Source organism: Arthrobacter sp. NPDC056727 (assembly GCF_042790555.1).
GTDB lineage: Bacteria > Actinomycetota > Actinomycetes > Actinomycetales > Micrococcaceae > Arthrobacter.
In genome coordinates this window covers 228,401-254,121 of sequence record NZ_JBHTZA010000005.1, presented here as the reverse complement: position 1 = coordinate 254,121, position 25,721 = coordinate 228,401, and the positions used below count along the sequence as shown (strand labels likewise).

The window sequence follows — 25,721 nt, the reverse complement described above, 5'->3', positions numbered from 1 at the left end:
TTCCATCCTGCAAGAAGGAGCCAAAGGCAATGGAGTAATCAAAAACACATGAATGCATGGTGGATTGCACGAACGCATGCGTCGGGATTCAGTCGAGGGCGCAGGCTGTCGGCAACGCTTGCGGTCATGCATGAAAGAATGCCTGCCGTCACGCCATGCAGGAGGGCGCAAGCGGCTGATGCGATTTCCAATCCCGCTGCCGTCCACCGTGAAGCGTGCAATCAAACATGCATGAATGCCTTCTGGATGGCGGACATGTGAGAAGAGCCGCTGGTGGCTCAGACAAGAACTTCCCTCTTCCGCCGGGACATGCATGAATGCTTGCAGGCGTGCAAGACGGAAAGCCCGGTTGCAGGCACTCATGTATGGATAAATGATGCACGGTCAGTGCCAGTGTCAATTAACTCACCCCGGCCACGTCCAAGGTGGGGACCTTCGCCGTCAAGGAGAGGCTTGCGCGTATACATGCCCGTGGTAAGCCCCAGCGGTCATTCATGCATGATTGAACGCAAGAACAAGAAGAGGAAAAGCCCCCGGCCAGCAATATGCAGCCTGCATGCTTACCAGCCAGCTTTCATGCATGCATTCCAGCTCGCATGCTGGCGGAAACAACTAGGCTCCCATCGGGACGACATGCCATCTTCCATGCAGCCCTGCAAGCATTCGTTCATTCATGCATGCCTCCAAGCCTGACTGCGTTCTACCGCTAATAGAAGGGTCCAATCCAGAGCGGAGGCTAAATATGCCAGCATCCATCCCTGCCAGCTTGCATTCATGCATGAAGTCACCGAGCCCAACGCCACTCCGGTGCGAGGGGCCTCCATGGGCCGCTGATACGTTCCGACCGCCGGAAACAATGCCCTCCACCATTCATACCTGCCAGCGCGCAAGCTTTCCTTGGTGCCAGAAAGCCAGCCCGCCTGCAGGCACGCATGAATGCATGAGAGCAATTAAGCATAATAATCGCCCATAGCCCCATACACATGGCCACGATCCGGCGGCGTCAGCCGCTCTCGGACTTAGCCAGGCCCTGCGGCTGCGGGGACCTATCCTGCATCCCCACAGGCTGGCCTACTTTCATGCATGAATGCATACACACCCGCGCTCAGCCCTTCAAACAAGGCCCACAAGGATATCCGATCGGCGGGGGAGGGTTGTGAGTCCGGGGCGTCGGGCTGCCGCTAGGCGGCCCATGAGGGGGACACCAACCAGCCTGCATGCGTCCTTTCTTTCATGCATGAATGAACGCAAGGCGCCATGCCAGTTTGATCACAGCGGGGAGTGCTCGGCGTGGCTCCTTGTAACGCACACGTGGCCCCGGAAAGCTTGGGGCCATGCAAACAATCATGGTTTACAGCGAGTCAGGTGGCGCCACCAAGACGACATCGGCTGTATCACTTGCCGCTGTAACAGCCGCTTCGGGCCGCAAAGTCGTTCTCGTTGATCTCGACCCGCGTGCAGCTGCCAGCAAATGGATAGGTATCGAACCGAAAGGGGAGGGCCTGCACGTGGGCGCCATCCTGGGAGATCCAGACCCCGAGGGATGGGCCGAAGACCTGGCCGTCGAGTCCTCCTGGTTCCCCAACCTACGTGTCGTTCCGTCCGCACGAAGCGTCTCTAACCGCGAAGCCGACCGGGCCGACCACGCGGAGCTGCGCCTTCGGACATCCCTAGTGGGCATTGACGCTGACGTCGTCGTCATCGACTGCCCGAACCGCCAGGGTGGCCCGCTAACCCTCTCTGCTTTGAACGCCGCGGACACCATCGTGTACGCCGCCGGCGCCACTGTCGACGGGGTGGACGGCGTCGCCGGCGCCCGCCGCAGCGTGGACCAGTTCCGCATGTCGCGCAAGAGGATCGGGGCCCCCGACAACCTCCACGAAGCCGGCATCATCGTCGGCGCTGTAGCTTCCACCGTCATGTCCCGGATCGCGGTCGCCAGCATCGAGGAGCTGCGCGAAACCGGAATGCTGCTCACTCCGCTGGTTCCGCACCGGACGATTGTCCAGGAAATGCGAATGACCCAGGAGTGGTACGGGGAGTACCGCAAGGGCCTGCCCGTCGTAGAGGCCTACACCGAGCTAATGAAAGAGATCGTCCGATGACCGAGGCAAGCATTATCAAAGATCGTCCGGCACAGCTACGGCGCAGGCCGCGCCCGGCGCCGGATGAGACCGTGGATCCGGTTGACTACACCCCGTCCAATCCTGTGCCGGCGCCGGCGGCCGCGCCTGTTCGGTTGAAAAACGACCCGACAACCGGTGAGGCAGTGGAGCCTGAACCAGTTCCAGCGGCCGCCGCTGCCTCGGTCGAGGATGCGCCGGCTGCCGCAGCGGTCACTGAACCTGCAGCTCCTGCCGAAGTGGCTCCGGTCCAGGAGGAACCTACCCCGCCTCCTGCAGCTACAGAACCCGCAGCTGCTACCCAAGCCGCTCCAGTCCAGGAAACGCCAGTGCCGGTTCGCGCCTCAGCACCCACAGGCCCTGCACCGGCCAAACAGTCCACTCGCGCAAGCAAGTCTTCCAAGTCGACCAACAAGAAGTCCTCGCGCCGGGAGGTCACTTTTCCGTTGAGCACCCGGGTGTCGCAGGACATCCTGGATCTGCTCTACGACGCCCAGGAGAACGAGGGGGTCACACTGCGGGACGCGATAGAACAGGGGATCAGGATGCGCTGGAGCTAAAACACCTACGCCGTCCCGGGCCATGCTTTCCTGCTTTCATGCATGAAAGCATGGCCCTCCTTTTTGCCTGCGAAGGGTCACCCGGTCTGACCGAACGCCATGTCTGCCAAGGACCATTCATCGGGCGGCCCTTCGAACATCTCCCATGGATAATCCTCGCCGGGGGAGACGAGCTCCGTGACGGTGGTGACATTCTTGGAAAGCCATTCCCGCCAGACGATACGCTCGATCCGGTAGCGCTGCATCTGCGCGGCAACCGCCTCCAGGACCCCGAAGTATTCGGCCAGTTCCTTCAATGACGTGGACGCCACCACGGACCAGACTCTGGCTGTGCTCCGGCTGATCATTTTCCAAGCAGCCAGGATTTCAAGTGCTTCGGTGACAGCGGTGCGAGACAGCTTAGTTAGGCGCACGAGCTCCATGGTGGGCAGGGGAGTGGGGGACTGCTCCAAGGCCTCGTAGACGAACGCAGCCGGCAGACCCAGTTCCCTGAAAACCGGCCGCAGCGCATAAATCTTCCCTTTCCTCCAAGTCAGGTCTTCTGCCGCCGTCTTCAAATCCTCCGGGATGGTCAGCATGTACAGATCGCCTTTAGTCCCGCGGCCCTGCTCAACCAGGGTAACCAACGGATTGTTCTCAGAACGCAACGCCCTCAGGTGCGAACCCACGGTCGTGTGGTCCAACCCAGTAGCCACAGCCAAGGACCGGTCGCCGAACTCGATGAAGCGGGAGGCAGTCATGTGTGCAGCCTCCCCCAATGCCCGCAGCACCATTCTTCGTGCCAAACCTGTTCTGGAGTCGGTGTACGCAGGCTCTTTCAAACGCAGCGCATTTCGCCATGTCCTGATGTACCGGTGTTCAGCATCGGGATTCGAGGAGTCGATCGATTCTTTTAGAGCTATTAGGGCCCCCGCCTGTGTAGGGGGCTGGCTTGTGGGGGATATATGGACGCTGTTCTTTTTGGCTTCTTTTCCTTGGCTTTTTCGCAGGTGGGCAAGTGCGTTAGCCCAGTCGCGCTTGAGGGCCGGCATTCTGTGGCGGGAAGGGTAGCGTGCGTAGAAGGACGCCAAGCCCGGCCAGATGCCCTGCAATATGCGGCGCTCGACATCCACTAGCTCCATCCCGGCAGCCGCAGCATTCACGATGACTGCCTGCCGGGCGTCGGAGTCCGTGGCGTAGCGGTTGACGTCGTAGAGACCTGTGAGTGCCAGCTGCTGCATGGGCCGCGACATCCTGCCGGCAAGCCGCGGTGCCTTGGGTGTTTCAGTAGTGGCCGGAATGAACGACTGCTCGAGACGCAGAGCCCGCACGGCGGCAATCTCAGCCGCCAAGTCTGCCGTGAGGTTTGCCCAGATTTCCGGGCTGTTGGGGCGGCGGACGACGTCGTAAGCCATGTTCAGGCTCATGGCGAGCTGCTGGTGGCCGCCGCGTTTGTGCGGTGAGCCGGGGGTGCGCATGCAGCCATGCAGGAGGTTTTGGTGCGGGGTCTTGTCCAGGCTTCGGTGGCGGGTGCCCAGGGCCTCGACGAGGTCACGCGCTTCCGTGAAGGTAACACGCTGTTCGAGCGGAATGTAGACGTGCCGGCCGCCGCTGGGGGAGTAGTCCTCGATCCAGCGGGCGCCGCAGGAGTGCAGCCAGGTCTGCAGGGCACGGACATCAGCTTCTACCCAGTCCGCACCGGCGACTGAGGAGTCGAAGTCCAGGAAGATGGCGGCGCAGGTCCCGTCTTTGCCGAAGATGCGTACCGCCGCAGGAAGCGTGGGGAGGGCGTCGGTGAGGTCCCGTTCAAACTTCTGCGGGTAGGTTTTTCCGGCGTCACGGGAGAGACGCACACGGGGCTGCCCGGCCAGAAGAGGCGCCAGCGCTGACCACAGACGTGCGGGGTCGCTTGATTCGCGCGACACGCCAGCATCGTGTATGGCTGGCAGCACGCGCGCGTGCTGATGTACGATGAGGACAATCCTTTCGGGGAGATCCTGTTGCAGGGATAACAAAGGGCCGGCCCGCCAAGACCGGTTTCATACAAAAACCAATGGTCGACCTGTGAAGGTCCACCGCCCGACTTACAATCTGTCAGCCGCCAAGCAAATCCAGAATGTAAGTCCCAAGCTCACGACGGCCCGCCTTGTGCGGGCCGTCGTTATTTATGAGGCCAATCGGCCAAGAGGCAACTCCTCCTGCTGAGATATTGCGTGCAGTTTGGTGTTAGCCAGGCGTTCGTCGACCAAATCGGACAGCCAGTCGCTGACATACTGGTAGCCCTCTGCCTTGGCAATCTGGTCCATTGCGTCGGCTTTGGGCGTTGCGATGCGGAATCCGACGAATTTGCGGTCGCCCTTAGAGCGCCTGCCTGTACGTGTAACTGGAGCCATCATCCCTGTCCTTTGAACTCCGGTGACCCTGGCCAGCCACCGCTACTTCAATAGATTGGTCGAGCCAATTGCCTGTTGGCCCTGAGTCGGTAAATGCTAGGCACTCCACCCTTCTCTGAAACTGAAACTACCACCGGCCTCGTCAGCGATCCGGCATTGAAACAGAAACACCTTTCGGCGTGTTGAAACAGAAACAACATCCGCGTGAGCTGGAGGGACACGCGATTTCATGAGCTTTGGTTTGCACCTGGCGGCAAGTGCTCGCGAAGTCCAGCCTCCAGGGATCATGCCGACCGAGCGGTATCCACCGCCACAAGGTCCTCATCCTTGTTCAGGAGTTGAATCTAGCGGCGGACCGGCGGGGGAGAGAAGACGCCGTTTCCTCGCGATCCGGTCTAGCAGCCCATCGGTCGGTGCAGGGACGCGTAGTGGCGTTGTCATCTTCAGAAGCCCTTTGCTACGGCTGCTGCCGCGGCGAGCCATGCGCGCTGTGTTGCCGGTTGGAGGGCGTCGTAGCGGATGGGTCCGTTGACGAGGGCGGGGTCGTAGGGGATGCGGACCACGGCCCGTACATGGGGTGCGAAGCCCTCGGCGATTCTTTGGGCCTCGTCCTTGGCGCGTTTGAGCGCGTCGCCGCTCATGCTTCGCTTGGCGTCGGTGGACTCGGAGACGATGACGACGGCGTTGCGGGCCAGTTCGGCGTCGTGGCCGCCGCGGGATTCGAGGGTTTGGAGGGTCAGGCGGGCGGCTTCGGCGCGGTCTTCGATGGCTGTCACGGGGACCACGAGCTGGTTGGTGTGGTGGATCATTCGGCGCCAGTTGGCGGCGCGGGCGGTGTTGCCGGAGTCCATGACGATGAGCCGGTAGTAGCGGGTGAGTACCTGGTGGGCGATGTCCACTTCTTCGGCGGTCACTTCGTGGTCGCCTTCGTCGTTCTCGTCGGAGCGCAGGACGTCGAACTTGTCGGCGGTCTGGTGGTGGACGAACCGGGCGATCTCGGCTGCTTGGGCGCTGGGGGAGAGCAGTGCCTGGGAGGAGTCGATGAGGTCCAGGACGCTGTTGTTGTGGCCGCCCTGTTCGGTGCGCCAGCCGAGGGTCCCCTGTGATTCGTTGTTGTCCCAGGCGACGGTCGCTGCGCCGCTGTAGCGGGCCAGGATGGCGCTGAGCATGACGACGGTGGGTGTCTTGTTAGCGCCGCCCTTGCGGTTGACGACCGCGACGGTGCGGGGCCCGGGCCAGTGTTGGCTGACGGTGCGGATGTCTTCGCGTTCGGCCAGCTCCTCGGGCGAGGGGTCCATGCGGAAGCCCAGGCGGCTCAGAGCGCCGCGCCAGCCGCGCGTGGCGGGCTGAATCACGGGAGCGCTGATCAGGAATGAGGTGTCTTTGAGGCTGCGCCTGGTGCCAGGCTCCTCAGCGGCTGGTGTGGCGGCCGGTGCGGGCTCCTGTGCTGCGTCCGTGACGGCTGCACCCAAGGTCACCGGCGCAGCGCCGGCTGGATGCGCTGGCGTTTCTTCGGCCGGAGGGGCGACGGGCGCCGGAGCCGGCGCGGCTGTGGCTTTGGCCGTTTCAGGTGCAGAGGCGGCCTTGACGGGCAGGGTGTCCTGCGCCTGCCGGGAGGCGAGCTTGATGGGGGTGGCTTCGCTGACGACACCGTCGGGGGAGACGATGATGAGGCCCTGCCCGTCCGGGTCGGTGGTGCTGACGCGGACGGGTCGGCCGAGCTGGATGGCGGTTTCGGTGATGATGCGTAGCGCGTCGGTGAGGACGGCGGCTTCGTCGGCGGCTTCGATCGGATGGGAGGTCCCGTTGATGGTGACTTCGCCGGTTCCGTTGGTGCGGAGAACGGCGTTGATTTTGGGGAAGTCGAGTGCTTGGGTTTCCATCATCTGTCCTTATTTTTTGCCGTTCGGGGGTGTGAAGCGGTTGACTTGCCAGGGCTTGTGGGCAGCTGTGCGGAGCAGCTGCACGTCATACACCCCAGCGTCCGTCGGGAAGAGAACATGGCAGCCGAAGCCGTTCTTCTCATCGACCTTGAGCCGGCCCGGTCCGGCGACCTTGGTGACCGGGATGTTGGCCGGGTCAACGTATTGGTAGTCGGCGGTGGCCTGGGCGGTCAGGAGCTGGCCGAGGTCCTGGATCCAGACCTTGTCCCCGACCGTGGGGCGGGCGTAGAGCGTCATGGCCCTGGTCGCGGTTACCAAGGCTGCCTTTTTGCTTGCCTCGTCCCAGGCAATGCCCAGGGTAGCCGGTGCTGTGCCGCCGGGCGCCTGGGGCCTGCCGCCTGCACTTAGAGTGGCCGGCGCTGCAGTAGACGCCGTGGTGGTGGAAGTGCCGGGTGTTGGTTCCTTGGGCGTTGTGCTGGATACCGGCGCGCAGGCGGTACAGAGGAGCAGAGCCGTGAGGGCTGTCAGGGTGCGTTTCATGGTTTCTCCGGTGAGTCGCTGCCGGGCAGGTAGAGAAAGGCGCTGGGAGTGCCGTTCTGTACGGTCCGGGTGTAGTAGGTGTGGTCGTTGGGGGCGGGGTTGCCGTTGTAGCCCTCTTCGAGGAAGCTGCCGTCACCGTTGACGGCTTTGACGATGGCGACGTGGCCGTAGGTGCCGTCTGCGCCTCCGGTGCCGGGGGAGTACCAGACGACCGCACCGACACGTGGCGTTGTGCCGGTGGGCCAGCCTTTGGCGTCCCAGCCGTCCTTCCAGGTCAGGGCGGAGCCGAGCAGGGCACCGTCGGGCCGGAAGGTGCCGTTCAGGATCTTGTAGGGGGCGGTGGTGCTGCCCAGTTGCTGGTTGACTCGCCAGAGGGCGAAGTCAACGCATTCGCGGTTGAACATGCCCAGCGGGGATGGCTCGTAAATCTTGGCCGTGCTCCACGGCAGGTCATCGTCTTGGCCGGATTGGCCGGGGATGCCGCAGGAGCTTGTGCCCCCGGCGCTGGTGATTTTCACATCGCCCAGGGCGGCGACAACCTCGACAGCGGCGGCCCAGTAGGGCCGATAGTGGAACGGGTCCGCGTTTCGCTGGACCCTGTGCGCGGCCGTGGTGGGTTCGAGCTTTTCCCAGCCGTCGATCTTCTGCAGGGCCTTGAAGAAGTTGGTCGCGGAGGCCGTGGGGTTCATCCGGTCCCGATAGGTGCCCCAGGCACCGTTGTCGCGCTGCTGGAACAGTCCCCGGGAGTCAGGTCCCGGTCCGTCCCCGTGGTCCAGGACACGCAGCCCGGACTCGCCCATGGCCGTCATGACACCGATCGTCTGCCCCCGGGCAGACAGGCCAAGGGCTTTGCCTGCGTTGATGATTAGGGCGGCGTTCGTCAGCTGCCCGGCCCCGAAGCCGGCGACAGCGACCTTGGGCAGCTGGCTTGTGTCGACGCTGACGCTGGACCCGGTCGGTGAGCAGACGTCGGCCGCGGCCTGGGAGCCCCCGCCGAACAGGATGATGGCCAGCACCAAACCGACGGGGGCAAGGACGGCGCCGGCGATCAGTACGGGCCCGCTCCTTGGCGATGGCATCTGTCCCCCCTCACATCTGTCCGACTCACATCTGTCCGAGTCACATCTGTTCTGTTGCTTCGCCCTAAGGCTGGTCTTCGGTCGCTTCCGGTGTCTGGCCCTTCCGCAGGGTGTTCCGGTTCTCCCAGACCCAGTCCTTGACTTGATCTCTGGCGATCAACCATGTCTTCTCGACTTGGTACGCAGGAATCACTCCGGTTTGGAGCCAGCGGTACACGGTGTTTCGGGACAACCCGAAGATCTCTTCAAGGTCCTGAGGCGTTAGACGCTCCGGGTACTTGGCGAAGAGCGCTTCCAGGTATTTCGGGTCCACGCTCAGTCCGTCCCACCGCATAGAGCCAGCATAGACCACAAATTGGTACTGTGATGTACTGGAAGTGACTGAAAGGTACTAAAGCTGTTATTGGGAGTCACTTATGGCCTTTCGTGTCGGATGGTACCGATACGATCTTTGCGGACATTAGTAGGGGATGTGAAATGCCGGTCTCAAAAAATCGCTGGGTGACGCTCGGCACAGAAACAATCGACGACCCTGTTCCAGCCATCCCGGAAGAGCTGCCGCTCCTCCCTACGGGGGCGACGAGGCCGCAGCTCAGTGTTCCGCAGCCGGACCAGGCGGACCGGCTTCCCCGCAGGAACGTCACGGGAAGGGAACCGGATTTCTGGTGGCTTGGCGTGCACGGCGGCGCGGGCGAAACCACGCTTGCACGTCTGGACAAGAACACCAGGGCAGCCGGGCATCACTGGCCTTTGACGGCCACCGGGACCGTCGTCGTCCTGGTCGCCCGTTCCAATATCCCCGGCCTGGCCGCGGCCCGGTTGGCGGCACGTGAATGGGCTTCACGGTCGCTGCCCGGGATCCAGGTCGCCGGCCTGATGGTCATGGCCGACGCTCCCGGACGGCTCCCCAAAGAAATCCGCGACTTCTCCCGCATCGTCGGCGGGGGAGTACCCCACGTGTGGCACTTTCCCTGGGTGGACGGATGGCGCTACGGCCACGACATCGCCCCCGAAGAACTTCCCAAAGAAGCCCGCACCATCCTCGAGCAGGTACAGCACGCAGTAAGCGCCACCGCCGCACTCACGGCCAAGTAGAAAGAAGAAACCCCCATGTTGTTCTCCAAGGCCATGGAATGGTCAAGCATTGCCATCACCGAGATACCGAACCCGGGCACCGGTGAAGCACCTCCCGGCTCCGAAGGCTTGATCACCATCCTCAAATGGATCGCCTGGATCGTCTTCGGCCTCGCCGTGGCCGGCATCCTGATCACCGCCGGAACGATGATGATCAACAACCGACGCGGCGAAGGCGGCGAGCACGCCGGCCGCCTGGCCTGGGTCCTCGGTGGCTGCATCCTCGCAGCCTCCGCCGGCGGTGTCGTAGGCGCCCTGGTCTAAGGAGCGAAAGCCATGACTGAACCGACAATGAACGAAGACCAGAACCCGCTGACCAAACCCAAGTTCATCATCTCGGCCGTTGTCGTGGCGATCATAGTCGCGCTCGGAATCATCCTGGCCCTGCTCCCCAAAGGGGGAGGAAACCCTGCAGCCGAACCAAGCAACTCCGGATCCCCCACAGCCAGCACACAACCCAGTCAAGAAGCGGCCGCAAGCATCTGCGGCCTGCCCTCCGGCGACCAGGCCAAACCAGCCACCGCTCCGGCTGATACCAAGTGGGAGTTGGTTGGCAAGATCGCTGCACCGACATCGCCTACTCAGTTCGGCCCCGGTAAGACCGAAGCCAACGGCCTCCGCTCCTGCTTCGCACACTCACCAACCGGGGCGCTCTACGCCGGGGCAAACATGATTGTTCTCGGGAGTTCTGGACGTCCCGACCTATTAGCCCAGTATCTCGTGGCGGAGGGACCGGAACGAGACAAGATGCTGTCGGAACCGCCGACCAGCGCCCCGACGACGGCACCGTTTCAGATCGCCGGCTACAAGGTCGTGGACTACACCGGTGATCGAGCGGTCATTGAATACGGCCTTACAGCAGCAAACGGCAGCGTAGGTTCAGTGCCCGTTGCAGTGCAGTGGCAAGGGGGAGATTGGAAATGGGTTCTGCCGGCCAGTGGCGTGACAGAAGCACGACAGCTCTCTGATTTGAACGGCTTCATTAGTTGGGCGGGTGTCTAACTTGCTTCCGGCCAACGAGAACGGTCAGCCCTGCAAACCGTGGGAAGTTGGCTGCGTCGTCTCAGACTGGGCGAATGATCGTGCCAATGACGCGGTCAAGAACATGGCCCAGGCAGTCGCAGACGCTGTGGGGAACGTAGTCAAGACGCTTGGGACGTTTTGGGTGAATGTGGGGACTCCCGCTCTAACCTCAGCCCCGGGTGGGTCCGCGGCGAGTGATCCGGTGTTGTTCCTGCAGAACAGCCTCTATTTTTGGACGGCGTCGCTGGCTGTGCTGTCTGTCCTTGTGGGTGCGGCAAAGATGGTGATCGAGCGCAGGGGCGCACCCTTGCGTGATCTGGGGCGTTCGCTGGCGACCCTGGTCGTCGTCTCTGGCGCGGGGGTAGCAGCAGTGGGCCTTCTGACGGTCGCGGCCGATAAATTCTCTGCCTGGATCATCGAGAGCTCCACGGAAGGGAGGTCGTTTAACGAGAACATCACGTCCCTGTTGAAACTTTCAGCTACCAGCCCGATCGGTTCGATCATGATCATCCTCCTGGGGCTGATCGCGATCCTGGCCTCCGTGATGCAGATCGTCCTCATGATCGTCCGCGGTGGCCTGCTCGTCATCCTGACCGGGATTTTCCCTACGGCTGCAGCCTTTACGAACACCGAGGCCGGCAAGGGCTGGTTCCAGAAGTGCACTGCCTGGCTGATCGCCTTCATTCTCTACAAGCCCGCGGCAGCCATCGTTTACGCCACGGCCTTCCAACTCAGCGGAACCAAAATTTTCGGTGACGGTGGAGATGGAAAAGACTTCGGCTCCGCACTGATGACGACAATTACCGGGTTGGCCCTGATGGTCATTGCCTTGTTTGCCATGCCCGCGCTGATGCGTTTCGTGACTCCGATGGTGGGTGCCGTCGCCGGCGGAGGCGGAGGACTGGCTGCAGGAGCGGTCGGCGCACTGGCTTCCGGTGCTGTCAGCATGGGCAGCGCCGGCCGCGGCGGTGGAAGTGGCGGTTCGGTTGCTTCCGCACCGGCCAGCAGCTCCAACGAATCAGGGGGCTCCGAGGGTCCATCAGGGGCCGGTGACTCTGGAACGGCCGGTTCGTCAGGGACAGCGGGCGAGACCGGGGGAGAGGGCAGTCCCTCGGACACCCCATCCGGAGCCGGCACAGAGGCTGCCGCAACAGACACCGCCGGCAGCGGTGCCACGGCAGCCGAGGGCAGCGGTGCCGCGGCTGCCCAGGGCAGCGGTGCCGCGGCTGCCCAGGGCAGCGGTGCCGCGGCTGCCGGAAGTACTGGTGCCGCCTCCGGCGCGGCAGCAGCAGGCGGGGCAGCCGCGGCTGGCCCTGCCGGGCTTGGTGTGGCCGCGGCGCAGAAGGGCATTGAGGCGGGCCAGGCTGCCGCCGGTGCCGTGAAGACCATGACTGAAGATTCAACGGGGGGTGCCTGAAATGGCAGCGATCGAGAACACCTACAGGGAACCGACCTACGGCAACTGGCGACGTCCGCGTAGGGCCGGCATCGGCACTCTGGGTGGGCTGGCCACAGCAGGATTGTTTGTGGGCCTCATCATCACCGTGATCTGCTTTTTCGTCGGCGGCTGGTTCGCCGGGCTGGTTGCTCTGCTCGTCCTGGGGTTGGCGCTGGCCGTCGTCTCGGTGACCGACAAGCACAACAAGTCCATAGGGGAGCGGGTCTTCGGCCGGTTGGCGTTCCGCGTGGCGCGGCGCAGACGCGCCAACATCTACCGTTCCGGTCCGTTGGGACTGACGCCCTGGGGCGAGTTCCAGCTGCCGGGGATCGCTGCCGGTTCCAAGCTGTACGAGTTCAATGACTCCTATGGGCGCCCGTTCGCATTGATCCACCTTCCCTCCACCGCGCACTACACCGTTGTCTTCGGGACGCAGCCTGACGGGGCGTCGTTGGTCGATCCCGAACAGATTGATGCCTGGGTGGCTAACTGGGGCGGCTGGCTGGCCTCGTTGTCGAACGAACCTGGCGTCGTGGCTGCATCCGTCACGGTCGAAACTGCCCCCGATTCCGGGGCGCGGCTGCGCCGGGAAGTTGAATCGAACATCCACGACGACGCCCCTGACATTGCCAAGGCCATGCTCCGAGAGGCCTTGAAGACCTACCCCCAGGGGTCGGCCACGATCCGGGCGTGGGTCGCATTGACGTTCAGCGCCGCTGCCCGGGCCGGCGGCAAGCGACGCACCGCCGACGAGATCGCAAAGGATCTCGCGTCCCGGCTTCCCAGCCTCACCGAGCGTCTGGAATCCACCGGCGCCGGTGCGTGCGCGCCGTTGAACGCCCAGGACCTGTGTGAGGTCGTTCGGGTCGCGTACGACCCTGCAGCGGCACGGCTCATCGACGAAGCCCATTACCAGGGCACCCCCGTTGACCTGGACTGGAGCGACGTCGGACCATCCGCCCACCAGGCCGACTGGGACGGCTACCGCCACGATTCCGGCCACTCGGTCTCCTGGTCGATGACGGGCGCACCCCGCGGCCACATCCTGGCATCGGCGCTGGCCCGCCTGGTGGCACCGCACGGGGAGATTGCCCGCAAACGCATCACCTTGCTGTACCGGCCGATCGAAGCCGGCCGCGCGGCCGCCATTGTGGAGTCGGACCAGACCAACGCCCTCACCCGGGCGTCCTCGACCAACCGGCCCACAGCCCGCGCCCTGGTCGATGCACGATCAGCGCAGGCCACCGCGGCCGAGGAAGCCAAGGGGGCGGGGCTGGTGAACTTCGGCATGGTGGTCACCGCCACGGTGCTGTCCTCCCGTGACCTCGATGACGCGGTCGCCGTGGTGGAGGGCAACCTCGGCCCCTCGGCACGTCTGCTGTTGCGGCGCGCCTACGGCTCTCAGGATTCTGCCTTTGCCGCGTCCCTGCCGCTGGGACTGGTCCTGCCCAAGCACCTGAAGGTCCCCGAAGAGATCCGCGAGGCCATGTGATGATGTTCGGCAGAAAAACCAGACACCAGCGCACCCAAGCCCCCGCAATTAAAGCGGCCCCTGCCGCCAAGCGGGCCCCTGCGACGAAGTTCGCGGCCGCGGCCGCACGCCGCCCGGGTCTGCGGGGCTGGCGCGGCCGCGGGCAGGGTGAAGCCGTCTACGTCACGGCGGCCGACGAGTGGCGTGGAACTTCGGTCCAGGTCTGCGGTCTTTGGCCGTTCGTGGGCGGCAGTGGGACGCCGATCCTGGGGGTGCCGATCGGTGTTCACACCGACACCGGGGCCCCGTTCGGGGCGGACCCGATCAGCTGGTTCATGCACGGCATGATCAACAACCCCTCCATGTTCGTCCTCGGCCTGCCGCACTACGGCAAATCCACCCTGGTCCGGCACATCGTCCTGGGGCTGGCAGGCCGGAGCATCAACCCGTTGATCCTCGGTGACCTGAAGCCGGACTACGTTGACCTGATCGAAGCCCTCGGCGGGCAGGTCATCAGCCTGGGTCCCGGCCGTGGCCACTTGAACGTCCTGGACCCCGGTGAAGCCACTGGAGCTGCCGCCAGGCTGCTCGCCTCGGCCGAGGAACACCGGGCCAACGCGGATAGGGCTCTGAACGACCCGGATGGTGACCAGGCCGCGGCCGCGCAGTCGCTGGCTGCGGCGGTGAAGGCGGAGAAGCTGGCCGAACAGCTGATGGCCGACTCGCACAACCGGCGCCTGAACATGATCACCGCTTTGATCACCATCGTGCGGAACGCCAAGCCCAGCGCCCACGAGGAATCCCTGATCGACCGGGCCCTGCACATCCTGGACGAGCGCCTGGACCGCGTCCCGTTGATCGGGGACCTGATCGAGGTCATCAAAGACGCCCCCGACGAGCTCCGGGCGATTGCCTTGGACCGTGGCGACATGAGCCGCTACCTTGACGCGACCGACCAGCTGCGCCAGTCGCTGTACTCCCTGAACGGCTCGGGCCGGTTCGCGGACATGTTCTCCCAGCCCACGGACCAGCCGATGGACCTGACCAAACCCGTGGTCTTCGACCTCTCCGGGATCTCCGATACGCAGCGGGACATCCAGGCGGCCTGCCTGCTGGCCTGCTGGTCCACCGGGTTCGCCACCGTCCAGGTCGCCCACACCCTGGCCGACGCCGGCCTGGAACCGCGCCGGAACTACTTTGTCGTCATGGACGAACTGTGGCGGGCCCTGCGCTCGGGTGAAGGCATGGTCGACCGGGTCGATTCACTGACCCGCCTGAACCGCACCGAGGGCGTCGGGCAGGCCATGATCACGCACACTATGAGTGACCTCGAAGCCCTGCCAACGGAGGCCGAACGGATGAAGGCCCGCGGCTTCGTCGAACGCTCCGGCATGGTCGTCTGCGGCGCACTCCCCGGAGCCGAAATGGAAAAACTCAGCAAGGCCGTCACCCTCTCCCGGGCGGAACAGGCCCGCCTCATCTCCTGGGCAGACCCGGGGTCATGGACCGACGTCGGAGGATCCCGCAAACGCGTACGCCCGGGCCTGGGCAAGTTCCTCTTCAAAGTCGGCGGCCGCCCCGGCATCCCGGTCGCCCTGAAACTGACCAGCGTCGAGGAAAGACTGCACGACACCAACAAGCGCTGGACGCTAAACCGCGGCAACGGCGAGGGGGAGAGCTGATGGGTGCACCAAGCAGCGGCAAACGTTCACAGCTCGACACCGAAACAATCCTGCTCTGGATCTTCATCACCCTGGTGGTGCTCGGTGTCGGCTCGGTGACCGGCGCCGTGCACCTGGGGTCGATGCTGTCCGGCGACGGGCAGAAGCTGCCCGCCAACCCGTTTGAACTGGTTTTCGGCCTGCTCTCGCACAAGGTCACCTGGCCTCCGGCCGCCACCGGGGTCCTGATCGGCTTCGGCGCCCTCATCATCGTCGTGGCCGTCCTGGTGGTACGTGCAATCGTGCGCAGGCGGTCCAAGCGTTCGCGTGTGGACGCCGCCGCCCAGCACATGGCCAAAGGACGGGACCTCCGCGCACTGACCCTGCGCGGTGCCACCGCCACCGCCGAACGTCTGGGAGTGAAAGGCTCACCCGGGATCCCGGTAGGCAAGACCGTCCTGGGCGGGCAAATGGTCTACGGCTCCTGGGAAGACATGCACATCGACATCTGGGGACCCCGCACCGGCAAAACCACCTCCCGGGCCATCCCGGCGATCCTCGCCGCCCCGGGCGCCGCCCTGGTGACCTCGAACAAGCGGGACATCGTGGACGGGACACGCGACGTCCGCGCTGCAGAAGGGCCGGTGTGGGTGTTCGATCCGCAGTCCGTCGCCCTCGAGGAACCCACGTGGTGGTGGAACCCCCTGTCCTACGTCACCGACGAAGTGAAAGCGGCACGACTGGCCGACCACTTCGCCGCCGGCTCCCGCGGCCCGGACGCCAAAACGGACGCCTACTTCGACCCGGCCGGCCAGGATCTCCTCGCCGGGCTCCTGCTCGCCGCCGCCCTCGACGGCCAGCCGATCACCCAGGTCCATACCTGGCTGACCCGCCCGGCCGACGATGAAGCGGTAGACATCCTCAAGGCCCACGGCTACCTGCAGACCGCGAACGCCGTCGGCGGCGTCATCAACGCCCCCGAGAAGCAACGCGGCGGCGTGTACGGCACGGCACTGCAAATGGCCTCCTGCCTCACCAACCGCCAGGTCGCCCGCTGGGTGACGCCGCAGGGCGACAACGACCAGCGGCCGCAGTTCGACCCGGCAGAATTCGTCCGGTCCAAGGGCACGCTGTACAGCCTGTCCAAGGAAGGCAAAGGCACCGCGGGCCCGCTTGTGACGGCGCTGACCGTGGCCACAGTCGAGGCCGCCGAAGAACTCGCCGTCCATTCACCCGGGGGCCGGCTGGCCACACCAATGATCGGCGTCCTGGACGAAGCAGCCAACGTCTGCCGATGGCGCGAACTGCCCAACCTCTACAGCCACTACGGCTCCCGCGGCATCGTCCTCATGACCATCCTCCAGTCCTGGTCCCAAGGCGTTGAAGTATGGGGCCGCGACGGCATGCGCAAACTATGGTCCGCCTCCAACATCAAGGTCTACGGCGGCGGCGTCGCCGAAGCCGAATTCCTGAACGAACTCGCCCAGCTCGTAGGCGAATACCGCTACTCCAACATGACCAGAAGCCGCTCCAAACAAGGCACCTCCTACAGCCACGACGACGACCGCAAAGAACGCACGCTCGAGGTGTCGGACCTCGCCGCGTTCCCTCGTGGCCGAGCCATCATGTTCGCCTCCGGGGCCCCCGCGGCACTGCTGGAAACGGTGCCTTGGGTGAACGGTCCGCACGCTGAAGCAGTGCGGGCCTCCATCGCCGCACACGACCCAGCGAACAAGCCCGCAGCCGTAGCCGGCAACCGGTGGATCGCTGCGGGGGCCTCTCATGAGTGAGGGCCTGGGGGAGTGGGACGACGAACTGGAAAACAGCGCAGCCCCCGCCGAGCCAGCCGGGGAGGACCCGGACGCCCCTGAGCTGTTCTACCCGAACGTCGCCGAATTCGTCAGCGGCAAGCTGGCCACCACGTACCGCCGGCAGCTCAACGTCCAGGGCGGTGTGACCTGGTGCCCGCAATGGTGGAAACACGCCGAAGCGATCAGCCGCCTCGAAGCGCTCTGGCGGGCCTGGGAGTTCCTGCGCCTGGACGGCACCACCGGGATGAGCGTGTGGTGGCGCGACCACGCAGACCACCACATGTCCGTCCTGCTCTCCACCGACGGGCCGTTCAGGGGCTGCACCCCGGACGACGGCCACCGCTCCAAACTCGCCCCACTACCCTGCGAGGAACCGCCCGCAGGGTTGTTCTAAAACCGGGCGTTGTCGGCCACGCTCAAGGTGATCACGCGGGCTGTCCATGGTTGGGGTCAATCTGGGTTATCCACGGCTGGAATCGGGCGCCATCGGGAAAGCTCCCTCAGCAGCAGTAGCGGTGGATAACCCATCAGGATTGTGCCCGGCTGTGGACAGCGAAACAACCCACCGGGCCAAGCGTGTCCCTCCCGTTCAGGACTCATGGATGCATGAGTCCGTGCGACCGCAACTCGGAACATGCCAAAGCGCGGTCCGCGTCAATGCTCGACGCAGACCGCGCTGTAGGTTGGGGACTCGGCTCCTTATGCCCTAATGCAGGCGAAGAGCGTGGCCCCAATCCGGACCCACTTGGGATATCCCTTGGAAAGGATCCATGCCAAGCCGCCTCCCACCATGCACAGCATCATGTACCCCATCACGAAGATCACGATCGGATCAGCCACAACCGGATAGGCGGCGCCTGCATGCTTTGTGGTCTGAACCAACTGGGATCCCTTGATGGTGTAGTAAGTTTCGACGGCCACACCCTTGGCGTCTCGGGCCCAAGGAGCACCGATCGAGCCCACCTTTTGTCCCGCGTGGTTGATGAAATCGACTCCCCCAGAAGGAGCCATCTTCATCGTCGTGCCTTCCGGCATGTCTACCTGGTAGGTGTAATTTTCAGGCGCGTTGCTCCCGCTCAACACTGTCATGAATCTGGTAGCCCCGTCGGGCAGCTCCTGAGCCACCAAATTTGTTTGGGATGCAACCTGGCCGTAGCTGACGACCCCCGGCGCAATTTCGCTTCCTCTTGATTCCTTAGAAACATTCGAGGGCTTCATGACGAAGCCTGGAGCCAGGTGCAGTCCTTCGCTCCCGTCCTGCGGAAGCGAAGACACTCGAACAGATGATGACTGGGCGAGTTCCTGCGCTGCCACCTTCTGAAGCGCCAGCAGAGTTTCACTATCCGTGGACAGCGGCGGTAGTTTTGCAGTTCCGACAATGAGAGCGACTAGAACTGCGGCAACCGTTGCTAGCATCAAGCTGGCAACAGTCCTGATGGGTGACTTTGCGTGCTTGCGGGCGCTGATTTCCAGCAAAAAGGTCGGCTTGTAATTAGCTACTGAGGTGCTCACTGCGTTCTCCTTTGTAAAGAAAACTGGGTACCCCTCTAGAGGGTGCTCTACGGCGGGGGCTGCCTGTAGAGACGAGCATCGGGCTAACCGAATGCTCCAGCATCTAGCGCTTCTTAGTAGATCGGAATGCGGCTCATGTCAGCGAGACACAGCTTTAGCCACAATTGGGGTAATTTCCTAGCATGAGAACGCGGACCCAGAAGCCGGCAAAACAGAGACGCGATAAGTCGTGGGCCATCTTCACCCGTGAACTTAACAACTGGATGGACCACCGCCAGGTCGGACCAGCTGATCTGGTTGAGAGACTGCAAGAACTCGGCCTTCACGACGTACACCTAGGGAAGGTAAAGAACTGGAGGAACGGCACTGGGTGCCTACTTGCAGAGCTTCCGTACTTTGTCAGGGCCCTCGAGATGGGCGGCAAAGGCGACGGCTCGTTTAATCCCAACTATCTCGCGGAAAAAATGGGCATCATCCCCGAAACTCCAAGCAGAGAAGACGTCGTTGACTTGGCCTATCGCGTCCAGAAGCTTGAACTCAAGTACCACGGGGCCCTAGAACGAGCCTCTGAAGCCGCCAACTTCGCCGGTGCGGCCGGCATCGTCAGTGCCGCCGTCCAGAGTCGAAACTGGGCAGTTGCGGTCTGGCCAGCCGTAGAAGGCCCGGAGGAATGCCGCCTGCACGTTTCGGACCGAATCGACATCCGACCCAACGTCTACGAGATTGATCCGGAGATCACCCCTCAGGTTGTGTGGGAAGACCCCGTTATGCGTGATGCTCTGCGGGTGGCCTACGCCATTCCGGCAGGCCGAAAACCCCGATGGTCGTATCATGAACCTGGTGTCACCAGCTGGTCGATAAGCCATATCGGGAAGCCTATGGCTCCTACGATCAGGGCAGAACATCCCGGCTTCAGCACCATCAACTTCTATTCTCAGACCGTTGATTCTTGGGTAAATGATGTCGCAAGCTTGACCGCGACGGTTCTCGGTTATGGATTAACAACCACTCGAGATCTCGCAATGGAGTACTACGGGATCTTTGGTGACCAAATATTGGGTGAGCACCGCGAGCCAATGCATAGATGGCTTCTAGACCGTCCACTGAGGCGTCGCGTGTCCAGCCATTACGGTCCGATTAGTAACAAAGGACCGACGCCCTTCGCCAACTCTGCGGACGAGTTCAACGGACACACATTCCATGTGTGGCTGCAAGAAGACGAAAGCCTCTTACAGGAATGGTTTGACTTCGCCCCACGTGAGCCTCACATAACGGTCTCCGGAATGCTCGACGACCAAAAATTCCTCACAGAAAAGGTCAGAACAATGGGGCTTGGAGACGCCCTGATAACCCTGCCAGTGCACAACATGAAGAAGGAAAACACCGAGGGTCGTTGGATGCAGGTCTTGGAGACGGTTCTTTCAGTGGTCAACCACCTAGAAGAGCACCACATGCTCTCCCATGACTTCGCCGCTGCTCAGCGGCTGATGCTTCAGGCACGCCCAAATATCGCAGGTCCCTTATACCGCTGGCTCAAGGCGAATGGATGCCTTGCCGTCCAGGTTCCCACGTAGTGTCCTCGCAGAGCTCGGACGTTATTCCTCTTCGTCACGCAGAGCAGTCACCGGCTTAGGATACATGCGACATCAGCTGTAGGGAACGGCCAAATGAAGCGTTTTCCCTTAACCGGCTGGAACATTTGATTCGAAGTACGCAGCGGCTGCTGGTGCAGGAATGCTTCAGCTGAGCCGTCGACCGGCTGCAGGGACCTGTTTGTCGTGGGTGTGGCAAGGCGCCTTGAGGGAACAACTTCGCCTTCGTAGCGCTCTCACTTCTACCAAAGTGTATCGACGTATAGCTTTTTACTATAGAGTGCTAGAAGTCTGTATAACTCTGTAAAGGCGTGACGTGTGGATCCCGTAGCAAACCCCTACTCGCCCGGTGCGGGAAGAAAACCGGCCGCCCTGGTAGGACGCGACCAACCGCGGCGAGACTGGCAAGTGGCCCTCGAGCGTGTGGAGGCCGACAGGTCGGCGCAGCCGTTCGTTCTCTACGGCCTGAGGGGCGTCGGGAAGACAGTACTCCTTTCCGACTTCCGCCGCTCGGCCGCTCAGAGGGACTGGCTAGTCGCGCAGGTCGAAGCCGGCGCCGGGAAATCACTGCGTGAAGCGCTGGGAGAAGCCCTGCACGGCCCCCTAGCCGATCTCGCACGTCCCTCAGCTGGCAGAAGGCTCATCAAGGCCCTAAAAACTGCCGTCAGTTTCAAAGCGTCCTACGACCAAAGCGGAACGTGGAATTTCGGACTGGACTTGGATGGCTCCTCGGGCGGGGGAGCGGACACAGGTGTTCTTGAAACCGACCTCAAAAAGCTCATCCAGGACCTTGCTCTGGCCGCTGAAGAAGAGAACGTCGGTCTAGCCATACTTGTCGATGAAGCCCAAGATCTTGCTCACGATGAAATCGTGGCACTCTGCGCAATAGCCCACGCAGCTGCCCAAGATGAATGGCGGGTACTGTTTGCATTCGCTGGATTGCCCAGCCTGCCCCGAGTCCTCGCAGAAGCGAAATCCTACGCAGAACGATTCAACTACGAAAAGATCGAGCAACTCCGGGGAACAGTTGCTTCCGAAGCCCTCACTAAACCCGCAGCTGAAGATGGTGTCGAATGGGATAAATCTGCGATCGCCCTTATCGTCGATGAGAGTGCAGGCTATCCCTACTTCCTGCAGCAGTTCGGGCAGGACACCTGGAACGCCGCCACTGGAGAGTCCATTACGTATGACGATGCCCGGGTGGGTGCTGCAACCGGCCGGGCGGCATTGGACACTGGCTTCTTCCGGGCCCGCTGGGACCGCGCAACCAGAGCCGAGCAAAACTACCTCCGAGCCATGGCAGAAGACGGCGACAACGGGAGCTCTTCGGGAGAAGTAGCGTCGCGGCTAGGACGAGGACCTGCCAGCTTCGGACCGATTCGGGCAAACCTGATCGCCAAGGGGCTCGTCTATGCGCCAGAACATGGCGTCATTGCCTTTACCGTTCCCGGAATGGCCGCCTTCATCAACCGCCAACCAAAGTGAGCGGGCGAGTCAGAAGCAATCCCCTGGGACTCATGCTGAGAGCTGCTACGCGACTCCGTATCCCCGTTCTGAGGCGTCGGACCAGGCGCAGGAAAGCAGAGTAAGTCCATGTTTCTTCGCAGTCTGGCAGGTCTTTCGCAGCGGTGTCGGTTACGCGTCGGCGCGAGGAAAATGGAGGCACAGGGCGTTATGAACGCTGAAGTTCCTAAGTTGCACCCTCTAGCTCCGGAATACAACGAGCTGCAGCACGGTGCATACGTCTCGGTTCTTCGTCATGCCATTGAAAAGCAACCCAACGTGCGAAACATCGCCCTCTCTGGAACATATGGCACCGGGAAGAGCAGCATCCTAGGAGAGTTCAGCCGCCAACTCGGCGACCGAGTTCTGGAAGTGTCTTTGTTGACACTTGGTGTAGAGCCGGATAACCCGCCACAGACCGGCACCGAGACCAATCCGGCTGCAAATACCACCACAAACCGTATTCAGAAAGAAATCGTCAAGCAGCTTCTGTATCAACAGCGACCAGCAGCTGCCCCGGAGTCCCGCTTTCGGCGCATAACGCGGTTCCGCTGGTGGCGTGAGATGGCATGGGCCCTTCTAGCAGGTATCCTCGGTCTAGTTGCCTTGATTGCCGTTGGCCTCGATATTTCAGCCCTACCTGATGTTGGTCGGGCCGTGGAACCGCTCCCAGGCTGGCTGCGGACCCTAGGAATTTATCTGGCCATTCCGCTGCTTGTTGCAATTGCCGTGCTCGTCGTGAGGTTGTTCATTCACGGCAGGCTAGGCGTTGAGAAGGTAAGCGCTGGCCCAGCGACGATCACGTTGCCGCCACGCTCCTCGAGCTACTTTGACGAATATCTCGACGAGATCATCTACTTCTTCGAAACTAACAAAGCGTGCGACATCCTGATTGTCGAGGACCTTGACCGGTTCAACGACCCCAGAATTTTCGAGGCCCTCCGCGCCCTCAACAGCCTGCTGAACTCGGCGAAGCAGTTGGGCGGAAGGAACATACGCTTTATCTACGCCGTCAAGGACAGCGTCTTCGAAAGGCTTGGCCGCGAAACCCGTGACGTCACGGACGAAGCGCGCGCCGAATTGAAGAGAGCTAACCGTACAAAGTTCTTCGAACTCGTCGTCCCCGTCGTCCCCTTCATCACCCACAAGAACGCCCGAGATCTCATGCATGACCTCCTGACAACTCGGGGTCACAGCATCTCAAAAGACGTGATCGATCTTGCCGCCCGCCACGTCGCAGACATGCGGCTCATTCACAACATCGTCAATGAATACGAAGTCTTCGAACACCGGCTCCTCAAAGTTGAGAACCCCGTGCCAGAGCTTGACGAGGATCGATTGTTCGCCATGATCCTCTTCAAGAACGCCCACATGGCTGACTTCGAAGCCATACGGCTCGGCACATCTTCCCTCGACAAGCTGTATGACTCGTGGCGTGCGCTCGTGACCCATAACCTGCAGAGCATTCGAAACAACAATGAGAAGCTGCGCGTTCGTGTCCAAATCCAACAAGGAGCAGAGGAACGGGCGGCGTTCTTAGCAACACGACTACTGGACGTCATCGACAGTCTGGCCAAAGCCAGGGGTTCCAGCCTGGTAAACGGGACAATTACTGTCGACAACCAAGTTGTGGACAAGGCTGGTGCTTCGAAGCCTGCATTCTGGAAGAAGCTCGCGGCAGGCGAATCCACACTCTCGCTCACTGTGAGGGATTACTACAATCACGCCACCTCAATGATCCTGTCCTCCGACACGGTGAAGACGCTGATCGGTCAGGACATCGACGTGGAACCGTTCTCCGCCTCAGCTGTCGCTAGTGATCAGAGAACAATTGAGCAGGGACAACTGAATGCTGGATTCCTCCGCCGTCACACATGGAAGCAGCTCATCGAACGGCCCGAGTTCAGACACCCGGCATTCGAAGGGGACGCCCCGCTTAGCTTCCGTGGCATAGTCGAAGTGCTGATGCCCTCGCGACTCGCAGTTGACCTTGTGATCGCAGGTTACATCACCCCGTACTTCACCCTCCACGTTTCCTCGTTCTACGGGCAACTGATCCGGCCCGATGCCATGACCTACATTCTGCGATGCATAGACCGCGGAGTGGCAGACGCCGACTACCCTCTGGAAAGTGAAGACGTCGAAGCGATCATCCGGGACCAAGGCCCATCGGTCCTCAATGAGCGGAGCATGTTCAACATCTCGGTACTAGACCATCTACTTGTCCATCGCCCAAAGGACGCAGTCACCTTGGCTAGAAACTTGGCCTCTGGAGGCGAGACTGAAAGCAAGTTCATCGATCACTATCTGAGCGCAGGGACGTACAAAGCACCGTTCGCTGCGCAATTGGCCCCCTTCCTGCTCACGATCTTCACCCGCCTTGCTGCACACCCCGCCCTCGATGCAGCTGAAAAGGCGACAACGATTGACGCCGCTGCCGGAGCACGTCGGGCCAACACCCAGTACGACAACTCCAAGCAACTACAGACGTTCGTGGAATCCGCTTACATACAGTTCCCGGCCCTCGTCAACGGCGTAAGCACTACAACCCCCAAAGAGGTGGTGGCCTTCATCGTTGCAGTCGGTGCTCAACTGGGCAGAGTAAGTGCCCTTTCTGACGCCGCCTGCGCCGAACTGGCCGAGACAACCGCTTACAAGGTGTCAGCGGAAAACCTGGAACGCATTAGCAAGACGGACAACATCGCCTTGGACCGGCTCAGGAAACTTGGCAAGACCATTTACCTCCATGCCTTGGCAAACATCGACGACTACAAGTCTGCCCATGCCGACTCGCCTACGACCACCTACGTCGTGGAGGACCCGGACAGCTTCGTAACCATCCTGAACGAACCCTCCGAGTGGCGGGAAGCCGACTACGCCTTCGTCGTCTCCAACGCACACCCGGATTGTCGAGTCCTTGACCTTGAAGATGTGCCGAACGGCGCTTGGCCCGCACTTGTCGGAGGCCGACGGACCACGATGAAATATCGGAACGTCGCGGCCTATATTGAGTGGCAAGGGGACGTCGACGCCCATCTCGCCAAGTCCCTGGAAGCTGTATCAGAGATTCTGGAGACCGACGGCGCCGAACTTCAGGAAAAAACACAGCTGGCACTCTCCATACTGAACGCGTCAAAAGCTCTACCAAATCCTGACCACCGCATCGAACTGGCAAGATCATTGGAAACTGGTGAGCTGCCGACTACGTCCATCGAACCCGACCCCGGCAACTTCATTGGAAACCTGATCGAAGCGGGACTCATCGCTGACGATTCGGAGGCATTCCAGCAAAGGCTGATGACGGATTGGCCTACCCTGAAATACGCGGTCGGTAAGTCGAGTCACTACTCCGAATTACTGTCACCAGAGACTTTGGCCCCCGAGCACATAGCTCCGCTCTTGCTCAGCGAGAACATCGGCGACCTTCGGCGGTTAGTTGTCAATAGGCTGCGAACCTTTCCCAAAGTGCCAAGGGACGCCTACGAGGCTGTCGCTCAGGAGGCCCTCAAGGGGCGTCTTACATTGAACGCATCAGGAATCGAACTGGTGCTCAGCGGGGGCGTAGGCACATCCACCGTGGTAAGACTGATGGCAGATGCAATCGACCGGCTCACGGTTGATCAACTGCAAGAACTACTCCGTAAGCTCGGTAATCCTTACTCCCGCATTGCCGATAGGGGCCACTCTGTGACCCGGCTCGCCGATACTCCGGAGCACCGGAAAATCCTGCAAGCCCTTCACGGGGGCGGAATCGTTTCTAAGTTCCCGGTAGGTGCAGACTCCAGGATCAAGGTGACTCTGAGGCGGCCATAGGATGGGCACGGGTTTTTGCCCATCAGAATCGATTAGCTCCGCGGCTGGTCCGGGCCTTGTCCAAGTCCGGCCGGTGTTCGCCGTCGTCGGCCTCGGGTTGGGACGCGCCAGCTGGGGCGTGCGCAGCTACGCCGTCGGCCAGGATCCGACCGCGGCGAAGGTGGCGGGCATCAGCCCGCGCAGGTACGTCTCTAGCTGATATCCGC

Annotated in this window: 19 protein-coding genes; 12 read left to right on the top strand and 7 right to left on the bottom strand. The window is 62.2% G+C overall.

All coding sequences use genetic code 11. The features are described from left to right. Positions 1 to 1,334 precede the first annotated feature (1,334 nt). Positions 1,335 to 2,105, top strand: a complete 771-nt coding sequence (locus ACFRAH_RS07515; RefSeq protein ID WP_377990278.1) for a ParA family protein — start codon at positions 1,335 to 1,337, stop codon at positions 2,103 to 2,105. A 655-nt stretch (positions 2,106 to 2,760) separates the two neighbouring features. Here ACFRAH_RS07515 and ACFRAH_RS07510 read toward each other — a convergent pair. The 6 genes from ACFRAH_RS07510 to ACFRAH_RS07485 all read right to left on the bottom strand — a co-directional run bounded on the left by ACFRAH_RS07510 (position 2,761) and on the right by ACFRAH_RS07485 (position 8,891). After that, on the bottom strand, positions 2,761 to 4,587 hold the full coding sequence (locus tag ACFRAH_RS07510; protein ID WP_377990277.1) for a MarR family transcriptional regulator: 1,827 nt from the start codon (positions 4,585 to 4,587) through the stop codon (positions 2,761 to 2,763). Positions 4,588 to 4,827: 240 nt separating this feature from the next. Further along, positions 4,828 to 5,058: a hypothetical protein gene (locus tag ACFRAH_RS07505; RefSeq protein WP_251024689.1), complete on the bottom strand. Its 231-nt coding sequence runs from the start codon at positions 5,056 to 5,058 to the stop codon at positions 4,828 to 4,830. Between the two features lie 440 nt (positions 5,059 to 5,498). Continuing rightward, positions 5,499 to 6,941, bottom strand: coding sequence for a MinD/ParA family protein (locus ACFRAH_RS07500; RefSeq protein WP_377990276.1), 1,443 nt, complete (start codon positions 6,939 to 6,941; stop codon positions 5,499 to 5,501). A 6-nt stretch (positions 6,942 to 6,947) separates the two neighbouring features. Continuing rightward, positions 6,948 to 7,478, bottom strand: a complete 531-nt coding sequence (locus tag ACFRAH_RS07495; protein WP_377990275.1) for a hypothetical protein — start codon at positions 7,476 to 7,478, stop codon at positions 6,948 to 6,950. Then, positions 7,475 to 8,557 carry a CHAP domain-containing protein gene (locus ACFRAH_RS07490; RefSeq protein ID WP_377990274.1) on the bottom strand — a complete coding sequence of 361 codons (1,083 nt, stop codon included), beginning with the start codon at positions 8,555 to 8,557 and terminating at the stop codon, positions 7,475 to 7,477. Before ACFRAH_RS07490 ends, ACFRAH_RS07495 begins: the two co-directional genes overlap by 4 nt. 64 nt (positions 8,558 to 8,621) lie before the next feature. Continuing rightward, positions 8,622 to 8,891, bottom strand: coding sequence for a helix-turn-helix domain-containing protein (locus ACFRAH_RS07485; RefSeq protein WP_377990273.1), 270 nt, complete (start codon positions 8,889 to 8,891; stop codon positions 8,622 to 8,624). Between the two features lie 167 nt (positions 8,892 to 9,058). On the opposite strand from ACFRAH_RS07485, the gene ACFRAH_RS07480 reads away from it, so the two are divergent. The 8 genes from ACFRAH_RS07480 (at position 9,059) to ACFRAH_RS07445 (ending at position 17,489) form a co-directional block, all read left to right on the top strand. After that, positions 9,059 to 9,652, top strand: coding sequence for a DUF6668 family protein (locus ACFRAH_RS07480; RefSeq protein ID WP_377990272.1), 594 nt, complete (start codon positions 9,059 to 9,061; stop codon positions 9,650 to 9,652). Between the two features lie 15 nt (positions 9,653 to 9,667). Continuing rightward, positions 9,668 to 9,955, top strand: a complete 288-nt coding sequence (locus tag ACFRAH_RS07475) for a hypothetical protein (protein ID WP_377990271.1) — start codon at positions 9,668 to 9,670, stop codon at positions 9,953 to 9,955. 12 nt (positions 9,956 to 9,967) lie between these two features. Beyond that, positions 9,968 to 10,693, top strand: a complete 726-nt coding sequence (locus tag ACFRAH_RS07470) for a hypothetical protein (RefSeq protein ID WP_377990270.1) — start codon at positions 9,968 to 9,970, stop codon at positions 10,691 to 10,693. A gap of 223 nt (positions 10,694 to 10,916) precedes the next feature. After that, positions 10,917 to 12,131 carry a hypothetical protein gene (locus ACFRAH_RS07465; RefSeq protein ID WP_377990269.1) on the top strand — a complete coding sequence of 405 codons (1,215 nt, stop codon included), beginning with the start codon at positions 10,917 to 10,919 and terminating at the stop codon, positions 12,129 to 12,131. Position 12,132: 1 nt separating this feature from the next. Continuing rightward, positions 12,133 to 13,644: an SCO6880 family protein gene (locus ACFRAH_RS07460; RefSeq protein WP_377990268.1), complete on the top strand. Its 1,512-nt coding sequence runs from the start codon at positions 12,133 to 12,135 to the stop codon at positions 13,642 to 13,644. A 2-nt stretch (positions 13,645 to 13,646) separates the two neighbouring features. Continuing rightward, positions 13,647 to 15,305 carry an ATP/GTP-binding protein gene (locus ACFRAH_RS07455; protein WP_377990299.1) on the top strand — a complete coding sequence of 553 codons (1,659 nt, stop codon included), beginning with the start codon at positions 13,647 to 13,649 and terminating at the stop codon, positions 15,303 to 15,305. After that, the gene (locus ACFRAH_RS07450; RefSeq protein ID WP_377990267.1) at positions 15,305 to 17,074 is read left to right on the top strand and encodes a type IV secretory system conjugative DNA transfer family protein; all 1,770 of its coding nucleotides are present in this window, start codon (positions 15,305 to 15,307) and stop codon (positions 17,072 to 17,074) included. The genes ACFRAH_RS07455 and ACFRAH_RS07450 overlap by 1 nt, the downstream gene beginning before the upstream one ends. Continuing rightward, complete coding sequence (locus tag ACFRAH_RS07445; protein ID WP_377990266.1) at positions 17,067 to 17,489, top strand: DUF4913 domain-containing protein; 423 nt, start codon at positions 17,067 to 17,069, stop codon at positions 17,487 to 17,489. Before ACFRAH_RS07450 ends, ACFRAH_RS07445 begins: the two co-directional genes overlap by 8 nt. 305 nt (positions 17,490 to 17,794) lie before the next feature. Here ACFRAH_RS07445 and ACFRAH_RS07440 read toward each other — a convergent pair whose 3' ends face one another. After that, positions 17,795 to 18,607, bottom strand: a complete 813-nt coding sequence (locus tag ACFRAH_RS07440; protein ID WP_377990265.1) for a hypothetical protein — start codon at positions 18,605 to 18,607, stop codon at positions 17,795 to 17,797. A 182-nt stretch (positions 18,608 to 18,789) separates the two neighbouring features. Here ACFRAH_RS07440 and ACFRAH_RS07435 point away from each other — a divergent pair, with 182 nt between their 5' ends. The 3 genes from ACFRAH_RS07435 (at position 18,790) to ACFRAH_RS07425 (ending at position 25,515) form a co-directional block, all read left to right on the top strand. After that, positions 18,790 to 20,181 carry a hypothetical protein gene (locus tag ACFRAH_RS07435; protein ID WP_377990264.1) on the top strand — a complete coding sequence of 464 codons (1,392 nt, stop codon included), beginning with the start codon at positions 18,790 to 18,792 and terminating at the stop codon, positions 20,179 to 20,181. 336 nt (positions 20,182 to 20,517) lie between these two features. Continuing rightward, positions 20,518 to 21,684 (top strand): ATP-binding protein, encoded by a 1,167-nt coding sequence (locus tag ACFRAH_RS07430; RefSeq protein ID WP_377990263.1) that lies wholly within the window; start codon positions 20,518 to 20,520, stop codon positions 21,682 to 21,684. 189 nt (positions 21,685 to 21,873) lie between these two features. Next, positions 21,874 to 25,515: a hypothetical protein gene (locus ACFRAH_RS07425; protein WP_377990262.1), complete on the top strand. Its 3,642-nt coding sequence runs from the start codon at positions 21,874 to 21,876 to the stop codon at positions 25,513 to 25,515. The last annotated feature ends 206 nt before the right edge of the window (positions 25,516 to 25,721 follow it).

Bases quoted from the DNA above. Each gene is read 5' to 3' on its own strand.
- ACFRAH_RS07515 (WP_377990278.1), top strand. From the start codon at position 1,335: ATGCAAACAATCATGGTTTACAGCGAGTCAGGTGGCGCCACCAAGACG.
- ACFRAH_RS07460 (WP_377990268.1), top strand. From the start codon at position 12,133: ATGGCAGCGATCGAGAACACCTACAGGGAACCGACCTACGGCAACTGG.
- ACFRAH_RS07445 (WP_377990266.1), top strand. From the start codon at position 17,067: ATGAGTGAGGGCCTGGGGGAGTGGGACGACGAACTGGAAAACAGCGCA.
- ACFRAH_RS07490 (WP_377990274.1), bottom strand. From the start codon at position 8,557: ATGCCATCGCCAAGGAGCGGGCCCGTACTGATCGCCGGCGCCGTCCTT.
- ACFRAH_RS07505 (WP_251024689.1), bottom strand. From the start codon at position 5,058: ATGATGGCTCCAGTTACACGTACAGGCAGGCGCTCTAAGGGCGACCGC.
- ACFRAH_RS07470 (WP_377990270.1), top strand. From the start codon at position 9,968: ATGACTGAACCGACAATGAACGAAGACCAGAACCCGCTGACCAAACCC.
- ACFRAH_RS07500 (WP_377990276.1), bottom strand. From the start codon at position 6,941: ATGATGGAAACCCAAGCACTCGACTTCCCCAAAATCAACGCCGTTCTC.
- ACFRAH_RS07475 (WP_377990271.1), top strand. From the start codon at position 9,668: ATGTTGTTCTCCAAGGCCATGGAATGGTCAAGCATTGCCATCACCGAG.
- ACFRAH_RS07450 (WP_377990267.1), top strand. From the start codon at position 15,305: ATGGGTGCACCAAGCAGCGGCAAACGTTCACAGCTCGACACCGAAACA.
- ACFRAH_RS07435 (WP_377990264.1), top strand. From the start codon at position 18,790: ATGAGAACGCGGACCCAGAAGCCGGCAAAACAGAGACGCGATAAGTCG.
- ACFRAH_RS07495 (WP_377990275.1), bottom strand. From the start codon at position 7,478: ATGAAACGCACCCTGACAGCCCTCACGGCTCTGCTCCTCTGTACCGCC.
- ACFRAH_RS07485 (WP_377990273.1), bottom strand. From the start codon at position 8,891: ATGCGGTGGGACGGACTGAGCGTGGACCCGAAATACCTGGAAGCGCTC.
- ACFRAH_RS07425 (WP_377990262.1), top strand. From the start codon at position 21,874: ATGAACGCTGAAGTTCCTAAGTTGCACCCTCTAGCTCCGGAATACAAC.
- ACFRAH_RS07455 (WP_377990299.1), top strand. From the start codon at position 13,647: ATGTTCGGCAGAAAAACCAGACACCAGCGCACCCAAGCCCCCGCAATT.